At 67.6% G+C, this 16,525-nt stretch carries 23 protein-coding genes; 20 read left to right on the forward strand and 3 right to left on the reverse strand.

The features are described 5' to 3' along the window. The 5 genes from ACK42S_RS08095 to ACK42S_RS08115 form a co-directional block, all read left to right on the forward strand. On the forward strand, positions 1 to 288 hold a 288-nt coding region (locus tag ACK42S_RS08095; protein ID WP_409705414.1), incomplete at its 5' end, for a rhodanese-like domain-containing protein. An 11-nt stretch (positions 289 to 299) separates the two neighbouring features. Next, a complete protein-coding gene (gene grxC, locus ACK42S_RS08100) occupies positions 300 to 569 on the forward strand; it encodes a glutaredoxin 3 (protein WP_409705417.1) in 270 nt (89 codons plus the stop codon). Positions 570 to 669: 100 nt separating this feature from the next. Next, complete coding sequence (gene secB, locus ACK42S_RS08105; protein ID WP_409705420.1) at positions 670 to 1,140, forward strand: protein-export chaperone SecB; 471 nt, start codon at positions 670 to 672, stop codon at positions 1,138 to 1,140. Between the two features lie 22 nt (positions 1,141 to 1,162). After that, on the forward strand, positions 1,163 to 2,155 hold the full coding sequence (locus ACK42S_RS08110) for an NAD(P)H-dependent glycerol-3-phosphate dehydrogenase (RefSeq protein ID WP_409705479.1): 993 nt from the start codon (positions 1,163 to 1,165) through the stop codon (positions 2,153 to 2,155). Positions 2,156 to 2,192: 37 nt separating this feature from the next. After that, positions 2,193 to 3,161, forward strand: coding sequence for a Bug family tripartite tricarboxylate transporter substrate binding protein (locus ACK42S_RS08115; RefSeq protein WP_409705423.1), 969 nt, complete (start codon positions 2,193 to 2,195; stop codon positions 3,159 to 3,161). Between the two features lie 15 nt (positions 3,162 to 3,176). On the opposite strand, the gene ACK42S_RS08120 is transcribed toward ACK42S_RS08115, so the two are convergent. Continuing rightward, positions 3,177 to 3,647: a tRNA (cytidine(34)-2'-O)-methyltransferase gene (locus ACK42S_RS08120; RefSeq protein ID WP_409705426.1), complete on the reverse strand. Its 471-nt coding sequence runs from the start codon at positions 3,645 to 3,647 to the stop codon at positions 3,177 to 3,179. Positions 3,648 to 3,684: 37 nt separating this feature from the next. Further along, positions 3,685 to 4,404: a ComF family protein gene (locus ACK42S_RS08125; protein ID WP_409705429.1), complete on the reverse strand. Its 720-nt coding sequence runs from the start codon at positions 4,402 to 4,404 to the stop codon at positions 3,685 to 3,687. A 24-nt stretch (positions 4,405 to 4,428) separates the two neighbouring features. Here ACK42S_RS08125 and ACK42S_RS08130 point away from each other — a divergent pair, with 24 nt between their 5' ends. The 8 genes from ACK42S_RS08130 (at position 4,429) to ACK42S_RS08165 (ending at position 10,874) form a co-directional block, all read left to right on the forward strand. After that, positions 4,429 to 5,340 (forward strand): biotin synthase, encoded by a 912-nt coding sequence (locus ACK42S_RS08130; protein ID WP_409705432.1) that lies wholly within the window; start codon positions 4,429 to 4,431, stop codon positions 5,338 to 5,340. Between the two features lie 224 nt (positions 5,341 to 5,564). Further along, entirely contained in the window at positions 5,565 to 6,023 is a 459-nt protein-coding gene (locus ACK42S_RS08135) for a DUF2244 domain-containing protein (RefSeq protein WP_409705435.1), read from the forward strand. A gap of 38 nt (positions 6,024 to 6,061) precedes the next feature. After that, entirely contained in the window at positions 6,062 to 7,225 is a 1,164-nt protein-coding gene (coxB, locus tag ACK42S_RS08140) for a cytochrome c oxidase subunit II (protein ID WP_409705482.1), read from the forward strand. A 26-nt stretch (positions 7,226 to 7,251) separates the two neighbouring features. Next, complete coding sequence (gene ctaD / locus ACK42S_RS08145) at positions 7,252 to 8,901, forward strand: cytochrome c oxidase subunit I (protein ID WP_409705438.1); 1,650 nt, start codon at positions 7,252 to 7,254, stop codon at positions 8,899 to 8,901. Positions 8,902 to 8,926: 25 nt separating this feature from the next. Next, the gene (locus tag ACK42S_RS08150; protein WP_409705441.1) at positions 8,927 to 9,037 is read left to right on the forward strand and encodes a cytochrome oxidase small assembly protein; all 111 of its coding nucleotides are present in this window, start codon (positions 8,927 to 8,929) and stop codon (positions 9,035 to 9,037) included. A 4-nt stretch (positions 9,038 to 9,041) separates the two neighbouring features. After that, entirely contained in the window at positions 9,042 to 9,674 is a 633-nt protein-coding gene (locus ACK42S_RS08155; RefSeq protein ID WP_409705444.1) for a cytochrome c oxidase assembly protein, read from the forward strand. Then, positions 9,671 to 9,925, forward strand: coding sequence for a DUF2970 domain-containing protein (locus ACK42S_RS08160; RefSeq protein ID WP_409705447.1), 255 nt, complete (start codon positions 9,671 to 9,673; stop codon positions 9,923 to 9,925). Before ACK42S_RS08155 ends, ACK42S_RS08160 begins: the two co-directional genes overlap by 4 nt. A 64-nt stretch (positions 9,926 to 9,989) precedes the next feature. Beyond that, complete coding sequence (locus ACK42S_RS08165; protein WP_409705450.1) at positions 9,990 to 10,874, forward strand: cytochrome c oxidase subunit 3; 885 nt, start codon at positions 9,990 to 9,992, stop codon at positions 10,872 to 10,874. Positions 10,875 to 10,971: 97 nt separating this feature from the next. On the opposite strand, the gene ACK42S_RS08170 is transcribed toward ACK42S_RS08165, so the two are convergent. Then, positions 10,972 to 11,193, reverse strand: coding sequence for a twin transmembrane helix small protein (locus ACK42S_RS08170; protein WP_409705453.1), 222 nt, complete (start codon positions 11,191 to 11,193; stop codon positions 10,972 to 10,974). A 29-nt stretch (positions 11,194 to 11,222) separates the two neighbouring features. Between ACK42S_RS08170 and ACK42S_RS08175 the strand changes: the two genes are divergently transcribed. The 7 genes from ACK42S_RS08175 to ACK42S_RS08205 form a co-directional block, all read left to right on the forward strand. Further along, a complete protein-coding gene (locus tag ACK42S_RS08175) occupies positions 11,223 to 11,972 on the forward strand; it encodes an SURF1 family protein (protein ID WP_409705456.1) in 750 nt (249 codons plus the stop codon). Beyond that, positions 11,929 to 12,642, forward strand: a complete 714-nt coding sequence (locus tag ACK42S_RS08180) for an SCO family protein (RefSeq protein WP_409705459.1) — start codon at positions 11,929 to 11,931, stop codon at positions 12,640 to 12,642. Before ACK42S_RS08175 ends, ACK42S_RS08180 begins: the two co-directional genes overlap by 44 nt. Before the next feature lie 7 nt (positions 12,643 to 12,649). After that, complete coding sequence (locus ACK42S_RS08185; protein ID WP_409705462.1) at positions 12,650 to 13,810, forward strand: COX15/CtaA family protein; 1,161 nt, start codon at positions 12,650 to 12,652, stop codon at positions 13,808 to 13,810. Between the two features lie 18 nt (positions 13,811 to 13,828). Next, complete coding sequence (gene cyoE / locus ACK42S_RS08190) at positions 13,829 to 14,731, forward strand: heme o synthase (protein WP_409705465.1); 903 nt, start codon at positions 13,829 to 13,831, stop codon at positions 14,729 to 14,731. Then, entirely contained in the window at positions 14,731 to 15,339 is a 609-nt protein-coding gene (locus ACK42S_RS08195; protein WP_409705468.1) for an SCO family protein, read from the forward strand. The genes cyoE and ACK42S_RS08195 overlap by 1 nt, the downstream gene beginning before the upstream one ends. Before the next feature lie 162 nt (positions 15,340 to 15,501). Next, positions 15,502 to 16,251: an SDR family oxidoreductase gene (locus ACK42S_RS08200; RefSeq protein WP_409705471.1), complete on the forward strand. Its 750-nt coding sequence runs from the start codon at positions 15,502 to 15,504 to the stop codon at positions 16,249 to 16,251. Then, positions 16,229 to 16,525 (forward strand): cation-transporting P-type ATPase (locus tag ACK42S_RS08205; protein WP_409705476.1); only part of this gene is annotated, 297 nt, incomplete at its 3' end. The genes ACK42S_RS08200 and ACK42S_RS08205, both read left to right, overlap by 23 nt.

Below are 16,525 nucleotides of genomic sequence, written 5' to 3' on the forward strand. Positions count from 1 at the left end.
TGCCTGATCAACCGCGAGAAGGGCGTGGTCATCGACGTCTCCGAGCCGGCCGAATTCGCCCAAGGGCACATCAAGGATGCGAAGAACATTCCCTTCGGTCAGGTGGAATCCAGCACGCAACTGCCATCGAACAAGGCCCTGCCCCTGATCGTGGTATGTCCCACCGGTGCACGGGCCTCGCGCGCTGCCGCTACGCTTCGCAAGGCCGGCTATCAGAACACCCATGTTCTGGCCGGCGGCATGGCCGGCTGGCGCGACGCCAACCTGCCGGTCGAGAAGTCGAGTTGAGGGAGAGCCCCGTGCCCACCGTGACGATGTACACCACCCAGGTGTGCCCCTACTGCATTCGCGCCAAGCAGCTGCTGCAGCAGCGAGGCGTGCGCGACCTGCACGAGATCCGTGTGGATCTGCAGCCCGAGGAGCGCCTGCGCATGATGGAGCGCACCGGACGGCGCACCGTGCCGCAGATCTTCATCGGCGAGGTGCACGTCGGCGGCTGCGACGATCTGTATGCGCTGGACCAGCGAGGCGCGCTCGAGCCGCTGCTGCGAGGGCAATCCACGGCCTGACGTTTCCGCGGCGTCGCCGGCCTCGGCCATAATCGACATTCTGCAGCCCGCACACCATCGTCGGTTGCGGGCTTTTCACTTTCCGAGGACGATTTCCATCATGGCCGAGCAAGACCAGACCCCCGTGTTCCAGATCCAGCGCGTCTACCTGAAGGACCTCTCGCTCGAGCAGCCCAACTCGCCGCAAATCCTGCTCGAGCAGGAGCAGCCCCAGGTCGAGATCAACCTGGGCATCGAGGCCCAGCCCGTCGCCGACAGCATCTTCGAAGTGGCCGTGACCGCCACCGTGCACACCAAGATCAAAGACAAGACGCTGTTCCTGGTCGAAGCCAAGGAAGCCGGCATCTTCGAGATCCGCAACATCCCTGAGGAGCAGGTCAACCCGATCATCGGCATCGCCTGCCCGCAGATCGTCTATCCCTACCTGCGCGCCGTCGTGGCCGACGCGATCACCCGGGCCGGCTTCCCGCCCGTGCACTTGGCCGAGGTGAACTTCCAGGCCATGTACGAAGCCCAGCAGGCCCAGGCCCAGGGCAACGGCAGCGGCTCGCCCATCATCACCAGCGCCTGATCGCCGGGGTGGGCCCATGCCCCTGAGTCTGAGCATCCTCGGCGCCGGCGCCTGGGGCACGGCGCTGGCCATCCGTGCGGCCGCACGTCACCCCACGATGCTGTGGGCGCGTGACGCGGCCCAGGCCGCGGCGATGTCGGCCGAGCGCTGCAACCGGCGCTACCTGCCCGAGGCGTTCTTTCCCGAGGGCCTGCAGCTCACGGCGGATTTCGATGCGGCCCTGGCCCATGCCGAGAGCGGCCTGCTGGTCATTGCCACGCCGATGGCGGGCTTGCGCGAGACGCTGGCACGCCTGCCGCGCACGGCCCGGGCCTGGTGGCTGTGCAAGGGCTTCGAGGCCGGCACCGGCCTGCTAGGCCACGAGGTGGCACGCGAGGTGTGCCCCGAGGTGAGCGTGGGCGTGTTGTCCGGCCCGAGCTTTGCGCAGGAGGTGGCGCGCGCCCAGCCCACCGCCCTGGTGGCCGCCAGCACCGACGAGGCCCTGCGCGACGCCGCCGTCGAGGCCTTCCATGGCGAGGCCCTGCGCATCTACCCTTCGGCCGATCCGGTGGGCGTCGAGGTGGGCGGGGCAGTCAAGAACGTGCTGGCGATTGCCACCGGCGTGTGCGACGGCCTGGGCCTGGGGCACAACGCCCGCGCGGCGCTCATCACCCGCGGCCTGGCCGAGATGACGCGCCTGGGCCTGGCGCTGGGGGCGCGTGCCGAGACCTTCATGGGGCTGTCGGGCCTGGGCGATCTGGTCCTCACCGCCACCGGCGACCTGTCCCGCAACCGTCAGGTGGGCCTGCGCCTGGCCCGCGGGCAGGCCCTGCCGGACATCCTGCGCGAACTCGGGCATGTGGCCGAGGGGGTCTACAGCGCCCGCACGGTGGTCGAGCGCGCCCGTCGGACCGGCGTGGACATGCCCATCTCGGCTGCCGTGGTGGAGCTGCTGGACGCCCGCCTGACGCCTGCGCAGGCCGTGCGCCTGCTGATGTCGCGTGCCGTCACCGAAGAATTCAAACCCCCGGCCTGAGCCTGCGCAGCGGGCCGGCCACGAGCAGGAGACCCTGATGCAACGACGACACCTCTTGGCGGCGGCGGCCGCCACGCTCGCCGGCGCGCTGCCCGCGCGCGCCCAAGCCTGGCCGGCGCGCCCCATCCGCATGATTGTGCCCTTTCCGGCCGGTACGTCGCCGGACCTGATCGCCCGCATGGTCAGCGAGCCCCTGGGGGCGGCTCTCGGCCAGAGCATCGTGATCGAGAACCGCCCGGGTGCTGGCGGCAACATTGGCACCGGGCTGGCCGCCAAGGCCGCCCCGGACGGCTACACCTTCCTTTTCACCATCCAGGGTCCGCTGGTCACGGCCCCGATGCTGAACAAGAACCTGCCCTACGATCCCGTCCGCGACCTCGCGCCGGTGACCCTGGTGGCCACCAGCCCGAACGTGCTCGTCGTCGACCCGCGCCTGGGCGCGGACACCCTGGACGATTTCGTACGCATAGCCCGCGCCCGGCCCGGCCAACTCAACTACGGCTCGGTGGGCAACGGCAGCGCCTCGCACCTGGCGATGGAGCTGTTCAAGACGCGCGCCGGCATCGACCTCGTGCATGTGCCCTACCAGGGCTTTCCAGCCGTGATCAACGCCATCCTGGCCGGCCAGGTGCAGGCCGGCTTCATGGTGCCCGGCCTGGCGATGGGCCAGGTGCGCGCCGGCAAGCTCAAGGCCCTGGGCGTGACCACGCTGGGCCGCAGCAGCGCCCTGCCGGAGATACCCACCTTGGCCGAGCTGGGCTATCCCGGCTTCGAGGCCATCTCCTGGCAGGCCGTGCTGGCGCCGGCCGGCACCCCCAAGCCCATCATCGACCGCGTGGCCACGGAGCTGGTGCGTATCATCAAGAGCGACGAGGTGCGCACGAAGATGATCGGCCAGTACTTCAGCGCGGCCGGCACGGCCCCGCAAGCCTTGGCCCACCTCATGCGCAGCGAGCGTGAGAACTGGAGCCGGGTGATCCGGGCGGCGGGCGTCCAGCCCGAATGAAGCCCCGGGGCGGTTTCAGACGCCTCCCTCGTAGCCCAGTTGCCTCCAGGCATCGAAGACGGCCACCGCCACCGCATTGCTGAGGTTCAGGCTGCGCTGGCCCGGCCGCATCGGCAGGCGCACGCGCTGCGACGGCGCAAAGCGCTCGAGCAGGGCGGCGTCGAGCCCGCGGGTCTCGCAGCCGAAGACCAGCCAGTCGCCTGCGCGCCAACGCATCGTCGCCAGCGGCTGGCTGGCTCGGGTGGTGAAGGCGAACAGGCGATCCGGCGGCGGTGCGGCGGCGTGTAACAAGGCCTCCCAGGAGGCGTGCCGTTGCACGTTGGCGTACTCATGGTAGTCCAGCCCGGCGCGGCGCATCAGGCGGTCCTCCATCGAAAAGCCCAGCGGCTCCACCAAGTGCAGCATGCACCCGGTGTTGGCCGCCAGGCGGATGACATTGCCCGTGTTCGGCGGGATCTCAGGCTCGACCAAGACGATGTGGAACATGGCGTGCATTGTCGTGCACGCCGCGGCTTGCGGCGCCTCAGGTGCTCGGCGTGCGCGTCAGCACCCAGGCCTGCACCGAGCGCACACCGGCGGCGCGCAGGGCCTGCGCCACCGCGGAGATCGTCGCGCCGGTGGTCATCACATCATCCACCACGGCCACGCGCAAGCCATGCAGCTCGGCGCGCCGCGCCTGGGGCACGACGAAGGCTCCGCGCAGGTTGCGCAGCCGCTGTGTCAGATCCAGCCCCACCTGCGTGGGTGTTTCGCGCCGGCGCAGCACCAGGTCGCTGCGTGCCGTGCAGCCCAGGCGGATGCCCAGGCGACGTGCCAGTTCCCAGGCCTGGTTGTAGCCCCGCTCGGCCAGGCGGCGCGCCGACAGCGGCACCGGCACGATGCAGTCCACCGCCACCGGCGCGTCCTGCCGTTCGATGGCCGCGTGCAGGTGTTGCGCCAGGGTGTCGGCCAAATCCAGTGCGTCGTGGAACTTGAAACGCTCGACCAGCAAGTGCCAGGGATAGTCATGGTCCCACACGGCCACCGCGCGCTCGAAGGCCGGTGGATGCGTCACGCAGCGCCCGCAGCGGGGCTGGCCCTGCGGTGCCGGCGCCGCGCAGCCAATGCAGCGCCAGCGCGGGGGTGCATGCCGCTGCAGGCAGTCGCGGCACACACGAGCATCCTGCCAGCCGCGGCAGATCGCGCACTGGCTCGGCAGGTGACGCCCCAGGCGTTCGGCGGCATGGACCCAGCGTGTGAACATGGGCACTCAATATACTGCCGGCCCATGCCCGACCCCATTGCACCGACGGCCGCAGCACCGATTCCGCCCAGCCGGCGCGACCTCGACCCTGTGGCGCTGGACGCACTGTGCCGCCGCTTCGGCGGCCCTGTGCCGTGGCTCCACGAGGAAGTGGCGCGACGCATGGCCGCGCGGCTGGAGATCGTGAAGACACGGCCCACGCGCATCCTGAACTGGTGGGCGCGGCAGGGCGGCGGCCACGAACTGCTGCGGCAGTATGGTCCGCGAGCACGCATCCAGGCCGTCGAGACGCCGGCCGTGCTGCAACGGCTGGCCGAGCAGTCGCCCTGGTGGCGGCGCTGGGGGCCGCTGCAGGCCGCCCCGCTGGCCGACGATGCGGTGCCGCCGCGCTCGGCCCAACTGCTGTGGTCGAACATGATGCTGCACTGGGCCGCCGATCCGGTCGAGGTGATGCGGCGCTGGCACGCGGCCCTGGAGGTCGACGGCTTTGTGATGTTTTCCTGCTTCGGGCCGGACACACTGCGCGAAGTGCGCACCGTTTTTCAACGCCTGGCCTGCGGGCCCGCCGGCGTGGACTTCGTCGACATGCATGACCTGGGCGACATGCTCGTCCATGCCGGCTTTGCCGACCCGGTCATGGACATGGAGACGCTCACCCTGACCTGGGACAGCAGCGAGCGCATGCTCGCCGAGCTGCGCAGCCTCGGGCGCAACCTCCATCCGCAGCGTTTCGCCGGACTGCGCACGCCGCGCTGGTGTGAGCGTTGGCTGGCCGGGCTCCCGCGGGGCGGGGACGGTCGCTGGGCCCTCACGTTCGAGATCGTCTATGGACACGCCTTCAAGCCGGCACCGCGCGTGAAGGTGGCGGCCCAGGCCCAGGTGTCCTTGGACGACATGCGTGCGATGGTGCGCAGGCCGCGCCCGCCGGGTCGCTGAGCGAGGAGGGCCGTCGATGCGCACAGGCTTTGATCGGCCTCAAGCGGCATTGTGGGGGGTGTTTGCGGTAAGTTAAACTCTCGAAGTTTGGTTGGGTAGGTGCCACTGAGCTTCATGCGCAGGCGCTCCCGAACCAGGTGAGTGGAGCAGTAGCACCCATGGTGGCGGCCACTTCGGCATGGACTCCTCGCGACGGCGCGCCCGCACAGGGTGGTGCCCCGAACATGCTCGGAGACCCGCCGCGGTGGCTCCTCAAGCGCAACTGCTGCCTCACGCCGCGCCAACTGCTGAAGGTCTATGCGGTGCTGTGCGCGGTGTCATTCGGCATTGCACTGGCATTCTGGGCCCTGGGGGCCCGGCTGGTGCTACCGTTTGCCTGGATCGAGATGGCCGGCCTGGGGCTCGCCCTGTGGGTCTATGCACGCCATGCACTCGATCGCGAAAGCATCGTCATCGAGCGCGGTCAGGTGCATGTCGAGCAGGAGGTGGCCGGACGCGTGACCCATGTCACCTTCGAGGCCTCCCGGGTGCGTGTCGGCCAGAGCGGCGGCGCGCAGGCGCTGGTCGAACTGACCGGCCCGGGCCAGGAGGTGGCGGTGGGGCGGTACCTGCGCCCGGCATGGCGGGCCCGACTGGCCGACGAATTGCGCGCAGCCCTGCGCGGCCCGCACGGGCAGGGGTGAGCTGGGGTTTGGAAACTGAGATGACCACGATGAAGATCATGAAAGCTCTTTGGCAGCAGGCGCGACGTCTGGGCCTCGGTCTCGGGGGCTGGGCGGCCTCCACCGCCGCGCTGGCGTCCGTCAACAGCCTGCCCGGCGGCCCGGCCGTCAACCAGCTCAACCTGCATCCGCCCGTCACGCGCATTGCCGAGGAGCAGCACTTCCTGCACTGGATGATGCTGATCATCTGTCTGGTGATCTTCGTCGGCGTCTTCTCGGTGATGTTCTATTCCATCCTGAAGCACCGCAAGTCGCTGGGCGCCAAGTCCGCCAGCTTCCACGAGAGCACCACGGTCGAGGTGATCTGGACCATCGTGCCTTTTCTCATCGTGATCGGCATGGCTTTGCCGGCCACCAAGGTGGTGGTCGCGATGAAGGACACCACCAACGCCGACATCACCGTCAAGGCCACCGGTTATCAGTGGAAGTGGGGCTACGACTATCTCAACGGTGACGGTGCGGGCATCTCCTTCCTGTCCACGCTGGATGCCACCCATCGTCAGATGTCCGACGCTGGCCAGCCTGCCGGCGACGACTACCTGCTCAAGGTCGACAACCCGCTGGTGGTGCCGGTCAACAAGAAGATCCGCATCATCACCACCGCCAACGACGTCATCCACGCGTGGATGGTGCCGGCCTTCGGCGTCAAGCAAGACGCCATCCCCGGCTTCGTGCGCGACACCTGGTTCCGGGCCGAGAAGACCGGCGACTACTACGGCCAGTGCGCCGAGCTGTGCGGCAAGGAGCACGCCTACATGCCCATTCACGTCAAGGTCGTGACCGACGAGGAATACGGCAAGTGGGTTGAAGAGCAGCGCAAGCTCATGCAGGCCAAGGCCGATGACCCCACCAAGGTGTGGGAACTGGCCGATCTGGTGGCCCGCGGCGAGAAGGTCTACGCGGCCAACTGCGCCGCCTGCCACAAGGCTGACGGCTCGGGCGCCGGCCCGATCAAGGCCCTGGCGGGTTCGCCTTTGGTACTCGATGCCGACAAGAGCAAGCAAATCCAAATCCTGCTCAACGGCGCGGGCAACGGCGCGATGCCCGCCTGGAAGCAGTTGAGCGACACTGAAATCGCTGCGGTGATCACCTACACCAAGAATGCCTGGACCAACCAAACCGGGCAAATCGTGCAACCGGCTGAGATCACTGCCGCCCGCTGAGCAGTTACAAGAAAGGATCGACGAGCATGAGCGCTGTTCTCGACAACCACGGTCACGCAGTGGGTGGTCACGCCCATGACGATCATGCCCACGACCACCCGCATGGCTGGCGCCGCTGGGTGTTCGCCACCAACCACAAGGACATTGGCACCCTGTACCTGCTGTTCAGCTTCACGATGCTGATGGTCGGCGGCTTGTTGGCCTTGCTCATCCGCGCCGAGCTCTTCCAGCCCGGTCTGCAGGTGGTGAATCCCGAGCTCTTCAACCAGCTCACCACGATGCACGGTCTGATCATGGTGTTCGGTGCGATCATGCCGGCCTTCGTGGGCTTCGCGAACTGGATGATCCCGCTGCAGATCGGGGCCTCCGACATGGCGTTTGCGCGGATGAACAACTTCAGCTTCTGGCTGATGATCCCCGCGGCCATCATGCTCGTGGCGTCCTTCTTCATGCCCGGCGGTGCGCCTGCCGCGGGCTGGACCTTGTATGCCCCGCTGACGCTGCAGATGGGCCCGTCGATGGATGCCGCGATCTTCGCGATGCACATCATGGGTGCCTCGTCGATCATGGGCTCGATCAACATCATCGTGACCATCCTCAACATGCGCGCCCCGGGGATGACGCTGATGAAGATGCCGATGTTCTGCTGGACGTGGCTGATCACCGCCTACCTGCTGATCGCGGTGATGCCTGTGCTGGCCGGCGCCATCACGATGACCCTGACCGACCGCCACTTCGGCACGGCCTTCTTCAACCCGGCCGGCGGCGGCGACCCCGTGATGTACCAGCACATCTTCTGGTTCTTCGGGCACCCCGAGGTCTACATCATGATCTTGCCGGCCTTCGGGATCATCAGCCACATCGTGCCGGCCTTCGCGCGCAAGCGCCTGTTCGGCTACACCTCGATGGTGTACGCCACGGCCTCGATCGCCATCCTGTCGTTCATCGTGTGGGCCCACCACATGTTCACGACGGGCATGCCGGTGACCGGCCAGCTCTTCTTCATGTACGCGACCATGCTGATCGCCGTGCCCACGGGCGTGAAGATCTTCAACTGGATCGCGACGATGTGGAAAGGCTCGATGACCTTCGAGACCCCGATGCTGTTCGCCGTGGGCTTCATCTTCGTGTTCACGATGGGCGGCTTCACCGGCTTGATCCTGTCGATGGCCCCCATCGACATCCAACTCCAGGACACTTACTACGTGGTGGCCCACTTCCACTATGTGCTGGTGGCCGGGTCGCTGTATGCCCTGTTCGCCGGTTACTACTACTGGGCGCCGAAGTGGACCGGCGTGATGTATTCCGAGACGCGCGGCAAGATCCACTTCTGGGGCTCGCTGATCTTCTTCAACATCACCTTCTTCCCGATGCACTTCCTGGGCCTGGCCGGCATGCCGCGCCGCTATGCCGACTACCCGATGCAGTTCGCCGACTTCAATGCGATCGCCACGGTCGGTGCCTTCGGCTTCGGCCTGATGCAGGTCTACTTCTTCCTGTTCATCGTGCTGCCGGCCATGCAGGGCAAGGGTGAGAAGGCGCCTCAGCGCCCCTGGAACGATCCGGACGGCCAAGGCGCCGAGGGCCTGGAGTGGGAGGTGCCGTCGCCCGCGCCCTTCCACACCTACGAAAACCCGCCCAAGCTGAATGCGGCCGCCAACAAGGTGGTGGGCTGAACCTGACGCCGCAAGGACCTGCACGATGACTCCCGAGCAACGCAAGCGCAACGTTCGCCTGGGCTTGATCCTGGCGAGCATCGTGGTGGCCTTCTTCGTCGGCTTCATCGTGCGCATGACCTACTTCGGTGGTTGAGGACATGACCACGGCACACGAGTCGAACCGCTTGGCCATCCGCCGGGACAACCGGCGCATGGTGGGCAAGCTGCTGGTCGTCACGGCGGTGATGTTCGGCTTCGGCTATGCGCTGGTGCCGATGTACCAGGCCATCTGCAATGCCCTGGGGATCAATGTGCTGACGCTGAGCGAGCGGCTGGTGCCGGGGAGCGCCTCGCACCGGGCCACGGCCGTCAACACGCAGATCGACACCTCGCGCACGATCACGGTCGAGTTCGATGCGAACGCCCGCGGGCCCTGGGACTTCAAGCCGGCGATGCGTTCCGTCACGGTGCACCCCGGCGAGATGGCCACGGTCATGTACGAGTTCCGCAATGTGCAGAACCGCGCCATGGCGGCCCAGGCCATCCCGAGCTATGCCCCCAAGCAGGCCACGGCCCATTTCAACAAGCTCGAGTGCTTCTGCTTCAACGAGTACACGCTGCAGCCGGGCGAGTCCAAGCAATGGCCGGTGGTCTTCGTGATCGACCCCAAGCTGCCGCGTGACGTGACGACGATCACGCTGTCCTACACCTTCTTCGAGGTGAAGGGCAAGGGGGTCACGGCGCCGGCCGGCCTGCAGTCGGCGGCCCCGGCACAGGAGGCGCGTCTGTGAACGTGCCGCACCGCCCGGGAGGCGACCTGCGCGAGGCCGTCAGGCGTCGCGGTGCGCTGTGGCAGACGGTCAAGGCGGTGTCCTGGTCGTTTTTCGGCGTGCGCCGCTCGGCTGACCATGCGCAGGACGTGAGCAAGCTCAACCCGGTGCACGTGGTGGTGGTCGGCCTGGTGCTGGCCGCCCTGTTCGTGCTCGGACTCGTGGGGCTGGTGAACTGGGTGATCGGCAGTGGAGTGGCTGCCGGGGTTTGAGGGCGATTGAACACGTCCCGTCGACGACGGGGCCAAGGATCGAGAAGAGTTCTTAGGAGAAAACATGTCGGCAGCGACACATCAGGGCCAGACGCCTTACTACTTCGTTCCCGGGCCTTCGCGGCACCCGGTCATGGCCGCTATCGGCCTGTTCTTCGTGATCCTGGGGGCCGGGCAGTGGGTCAATGGCCACACCTGGGGCGCCTATTCGCTGCTCTTTGGTCTGCTGTGGTGGGCGGTGGTGCTGTTCCAGTGGTTCGGTGACGCCATCCGCGAGAGCGAAAGCGGCTTGTACAGCGATCGCATCGACGTCTCCTACCGTTGGAGCATGAGCTGGTTCATCTTCTCGGAGGTCATGTTCTTTGCGGCCTTTTTCGGCGCCCTGTACTGGGCCCGGGTGCATGCCGTGCCGATGCTGGCCGATCTGAACCACCAGATCCTGTGGCCCGACTTCAAGGCCCTGTGGCCCAGCCAGCAGCCCGGGGTGACCGCCTCGCCCGCCGGCACGGTCGAGCCCTTCCAGACCATGGGGCCCTGGCCGCTGCCGACGATCAACACGGCACTGCTGCTGGCCTCGGGCGTGACGCTGACCATCGCGCACCATGCGCTGCGTGAGAACCAGCGCGGCAAGACCATCGCCTTCATGTGGCTTACCGTCCTGCTGGGTGCCGTCTTCCTGTTCGTGCAGGCCTACGAGTACATGCACGCCTACCGCGACCTGAACCTGAAGCTGTCCTCGGGCATCTACGGCTCCACCTTCTTCATGCTCACCGGCTTCCACGGCTTCCACGTGTTCGTGGGCATGTTGATGCTGCTGTTCATCACGCTGCGCCTGCACAAGGGACATTTCACGCCGGAGCGGCATTTCGGCTTCGAAGGGGCGGCCTGGTACTGGCACTTCGTCGACGTGGTGTGGCTGGGCCTGTACATCGTGGTCTACTGGATGTGATCCATGTCCGCCTCTGTCGTCAGGGGCGGTCCGCAGACGACAACGCCGCTGCGATGCAGCGGCGTTTGTCCTTCGAGGCAGACGGTCGGGCCCGGTGCTACTGGACCAGCGGCACGCCGGTGGGCTGGATCCAGCCCAGTTGGTAGGCCAGCAAGATGCACAGGAACAGCGCGATGGACAGTCCCACACGCAGGCTGAGCGAGCGCACCATGTTGTTCGTCTTGGGCTTGCCGTCCCGTCCGTCGCGCATCATGAACACCAGGGCGCTGGCCAGGCTGGCCAGGATGAGCAGGAAGGCGACGACGATGAAGATCTTCATGCTCGGCATTATGCGCCGAGCCGCCGGCGATGGCTGAAACTTTGACACAGGCGCGCTGGCGGGCCTGGGTGGTGCTGGGTGCGACGCTGGTGGGCATGGCCGTGACCGCCTCGCTCGGGCGCTGGCAGCTCCACCGAGCGGCCCAGAAGGAGGCCCTGCAGTCCACGCTGAGTGCGCGCGCCGGCCTGCCGCCGGTGCGGCCCGACGAGCTTGCACCGGGTGCGCCGGTGCCTGAGGACTGGCTGTACCGTCGTGCCCGCGTGCGCGGGCGGTGGCTGGGCGAGCACACGGTCTTCCTCGACAACCGCCAGATGGTCGGCCCGCAGCCGGGCTTTTTCGTCCTGACGCCCCTGGAACTCGAGGGGCGGGGGGATGTGCTGATCGTGCAGCGCGGATGGGTCCCCCGCGACGTGACCGATCGGACACGGATCCCGGCCGTCCCCACCCCCGAACACGAGACGGTCGAGCTGACAGGCCGGATTGCCCCCCCGCCGGCCAAGCTCTATCAGTTCTCCGAGGAGTCCCCCGGTGCGATCCGGCAAAATCTCGATCTTCAGCGCTACGCTGAGGAAATCGGCCGGCCGGTGTGGCCGGTGTCCCTCGTCCAGACCGAATCGGCGCCGAGCGTCGCGGACGGCCTGCTGCGTCAGTGGCCCGAGCCCTCGGTGGACGTTCACAAGCACTACGGCTATGCGTTCCAGTGGTTCGCGCTGTGTGCACTGATGGCAGGTTTGTATGTCTGGTTCCAAGTCCTCCGCCCCCGGCGCCGACGCGGCTGAGGCCGTCGTCGCGGCGCGCGAGGCCGAGCCGCTGAGCTTCACGGTGCACAGCATGCCGCGTCCGAGCCTGGACGAACGCTCTCGCACGCGCATGGGCCGGCTCAAGATGATGCTGGTGCTGCTGGTGTGTGCCGCCCCGGTGATCGCGTCCTACTTCACCTACTACGTAATCCGCCCGGAGGGTCGAGCCAACTATGGCCAGTTGATCGATCCCCAGCGGCCGCTGCCGGCCCTGAGCCTGCACGACCTGCAGGGCCGGCCGGTGGCAGCCGAGAGCCTGCGTCACCAGTGGCTCATCGTCGTGGTGGGCGACGGGGCCTGCGACGCGGTGTGCGAGCGCAACCTGTACCTGCAGCGTCAGTTGCGCGAAATGACTGGCAAGGACCGCGACCGCATCGACAAGGTGTGGCTGGTCACCGACGATGCACCGATCGCGCCGGCGCTGCTGCGAGGCATTGCGGGTGCGCAGGTGCTGCGCGCTTCGCGCGAGGAGGTGGCCGCCTGGCTCGAACCCGAGGCGGGCCAGGCGCTGGAGGCCCACCTGTACCTCGTGGACCCGCTGGGTCACTGGATGATGCGCTTTCCCGCACAGGCCGATCCCGCCAGGGTCAAGCGCGACCTGAGCCGTCTGCTCAATGCCTCCCGGCATTGGGACCAGGCGGGCCGCTGAGCTGGCCATGGAAACGCAAGCGCTCTACGACCTGACACCGATCGCGCGCCTGGCCCTGCTGGGCATCGTGATCGCCCTGGGCCCTCTGACCTGGGTGTGGCTGCGAAACCGCCAGGCCGCGCCCAGCGTGCGCCTGGCTGCGCTGACGGCGCTGACACTCTTTCTCACCTTCGACCTCGTCGTCTTCGGGGCCTTCACCCGGCTCACCGATTCGGGCCTGGGCTGTCCGGACTGGCCAGGCTGCTACGGGGCGGCCAGCCCGGTGGGCGCGCGCGCGGAGATCACCGCCGCCGAGACGGCCATGCCCACCGGTCCGGTCACTCACAAGAAGGCCTGGATCGAGATGATCCACCGCTATCTGGCCACAGGGGTGGGGGTGCTCATTCTGGTGATGGCCATCACGAGCTGGGTGGAGCGCAAGCGCCTGGCGCTGTCACCCTGGTGGGCCACCGCCACCTTGGTGTGGGTGTGTATCCAGGGGGCCTTCGGGGCCCTCACGGTGACGATGAAGCTCTACCCGGCCATCGTGACGGCCCACCTGCTGGGCGGTCTGCTGCTGCTGGCGCTGCTGACGGCACAGCACCAGGTGTATCGGGCCCGACAGCTCATGCTCAGACCCGGTTTGCGCCGGCTGGCCTGGGGGCTGTTTGCGCTGGTGTGGGTGCAGATCGCCCTGGGCGGCTGGGTCAGCACCAACTACGCCGTGCTCGCCTGTCCCGATTTCCCCACCTGCCACGGCCAGTGGTGGCCGGCGATGGACTTCCAGCAGGGCTTCCAGATCGCGCGGCCGCTGGGCGAGCGTCGTGACGGCGGCTACCTGAGCTTCGATGCGTTGACCGCGATCCACTACACGCACCGGCTGGCGGCCTATGTCGTGCTGGCGGCGCTGATGGCCTATGCGGCGCTGCTGTGGCGCGAAGGCCGGGCGCATCGTCGCCAGGCCGGCTGGCTGCTGGCCGGTGCACTGTGGCAGTTCGTCAGCGGCCTGAGCAACGTGGTGCTGGGCTGGCCGCTGGTGGCGGCACTGGCCCATACCGCGGGTGCGGCGGGCCTGGTGATCGGGCTCACCGCCTTGCTGACTCGGGCGCACCTGGCCCGGCATGGCCAGCCTGCCTCGCGTACGACCGCCGCCGGCCTGGCGCCGGCCGGCGGCCGGGTCGCCTCCTAGAATCCCAAGGCTTCGTTCATGTCCGGAACCCTCGCCACTTCCGCTGCACCGCCCTCGCGGTTTTCGCAGTTCTATGCGCTGACCAAGCCGCGCGTGGTGCAGCTCATCGTCTTTTGTGCCGTGATCGGCATGCTGCTGGCCGTTCCCGGCCTGCCCGACTGGCGCGTGGCTTTGGCGGCCACCGTGGGCATCTGGCTCGTGGCGGGGGCTGCGGCCGCCTTCAACTGCCTGGTCGAGCAGCACATCGATGCGCGCATGCAGCGCACCGCCTGGCGCCCCACGGCCAAGGGTGAGCTCACCAACACCCAGACCCTGTTGTTCTCGGCGCTGCTATGCAGTGCGGGCATGGCCCTGCTGTATGTGGCCGTGAACCCGTTGACGATGTGGCTGACCTTCGGCACCTTCGTGGGCTACGCGGTGATCTACACCGTGGTGCTCAAGCCCCTGACGCCGCAGAACATCGTGATCGGCGGCGCCTCGGGCGCGATGCCGCCGGTGCTGGGCTGGGCCGCGATGCGCGGCGAGGTGGGACCCGAGGCGCTGATGCTGTGCCTCATCATCTTCCTGTGGACGCCGCCGCATTTCTGGGCATTGGCGCTGTACCGTGCCGAGGACTACCGCAAAGCCGGGCTGCCCATGCTGCCGGTCACGCATGGGGCGGAGCTCACGCGCTTGCATGTCTTCCTGTACACGCTGATGCTGTTTTCGGCCACCTTGCTGCCCTTCGTCTACGGCATGAGCGGCTGGCTGTATCTCCTGGCGGCCCTGGTGCTCGGAGGCTGGTTCATCGCCTATGGCTGGCGCCTGTGGCGGGCCTACTCTGACCGCCTGGCGCGGCGTACCTTTCGTTTCTCCATCGTGCACCTGTCGCTGCTGTTTGCCGCCTTGCTGCTCGATCACTACCTGAGGCCCTGGCTGTGATGCAACGTCGTTCCCTCATGCTGCTGGGTGCAGCGTCCCTGGTGCTGGCCGGCTGCGACCAGGTCAAGGGTCTGTTCGGCGCGGATGCCCCCCGATTCCACGCCATCGACATCACCGGCGCGCAGTACGCGCGCAACTTCGTGTTGAGCGATGTCCAGGGGCGCGAGCGCACGATGGCCGACTTCAAGGGCAAGGTCGTCGCGATCTTCTTCGGCTTCACCCATTGTCCTGATGTGTGCCCCACGGCCCTGCTCGAGCTGGCCCAGGTGAAGCAGGCCCTCGGGGCCGATGGCGACAAGCTGCAAGGCATCTTCATCACGGTGGATCCCGAACGCGACACGCCCGAAGTGATGGGCGCCTATGTGCAGGCCTTCGACCCCAGCTTTGTGGCGCTGCGGGGCTCGGCGGAGCAAACGGCAGCGGTGGCGCGCGAGTTCAAGGTCTACTACAACAAGGTGCCGGGCAAGACGCCTGACAGCTACACCATGGACCACTCCGCCGGCCTGTATGTGTTCGACCCCCAGGGGCGGGTGAGGCTGTACGCACGCCACGGCATCGGCGCGGAGCCGCTCACCCAGGACATCCGCCGTCTGCTGGCCTCGGGTTGAGCCGTCGGCGGGCTTGACCGATGGCAAGCTGGATGGGAGCCACCTCCAGCAAGGTTCCGTCCCGCACTTTGACATGAGACAAGGAATCGTCCGGCCTCTCATGGTGTCATTGCCTTGATCCCACTCGGCCCGCCACGGGCCTTGTCATCAAGGAGGACACCCATGCTGCAAGGAAAAGTCACCCTCGTCACCGGCGCTTCGTCCGGTATTGGTCGTGCCATCGCCCTGGCCTATGCGCGGGAGGGTGCCAAGGTGGTTGTCTCCGACGTGAATGTTGCTGGCGGAGAGGAAACCGTGTCGCTGGTGCGCCAGCAGGGTGGCGATGCCCTCTTCGTGCCGGCTGACGTGAGCCGTGCCGAGGATTGCCAGCGCCTCGTGGAGCGCACCGTGGCCCACTACGGCCGGTTGGACGCGGCCTGCAACAACGCGGGCATCGGCGGCGAACTCGGCCCCACGGCCGACTACACCGATGAGGCCTGGCAGCAGGTCATCGGCGTGAATCTCTCCGGTGTCTTCTACTGCATGAAGCATCAGATCCATGCGATGTTGCGCCACGGGGGCGGGGCCATCGTGAACATGGCGTCCATCCTGGGGCAGGTGGGCTTTGCCGGGGCACCGGCCTATGTGGCCGCCAAGCATGGGGTCGTGGGGCTGACCAAGACGGCCGCGCTGGAATACAGTGCCCACGGCCTGCGCATCAATGCCGTGGGCCCGGCCTTCATCCACACGCCGATGATCGCGGGCCTGGAGTCCGACCCGGCCACCCAGCAGCAGCTCGTCAGCCTGCATGCTGTGGGGCGCCTGGGTCAGCCGGAGGAAGTGGCCGAATTGGTGGTGTGGCTCAGCTCGGACCGCGCCTCCTTCGTGACGGGCGCCTACTACGCGGTGGATGGCGGCTACCTCGCGCGCTGAATCGATGGGGCCGGTACCCGACTGGCATGCCCAGTCCGCCGAGCAGGTCCTGCAGCGGCTGCGCACGGGCCTCGAGGGTCTGACACTGGAGGAAGCGCGGCGGCGCCTGGCCGAGCATGGCCCGAACCGGCTGGCCGAGGTGCCGCCGGTGCATCCGCTGTGGCGACTGGCGCGCCAGTTCCACAACCTGCTGATCTATGTGCTGCTGATGGCGGCCGCGGTCACGGGCGCCATGGGGCATTGGGTGGACACGACGGTGATCCTGGCGGTTGTG

Origin of the sequence: Caldimonas sp. (genome assembly GCF_046289365.1) — a bacterium.
Lineage (GTDB): Bacteria > Pseudomonadota > Gammaproteobacteria > Burkholderiales > Burkholderiaceae_C > Caldimonas.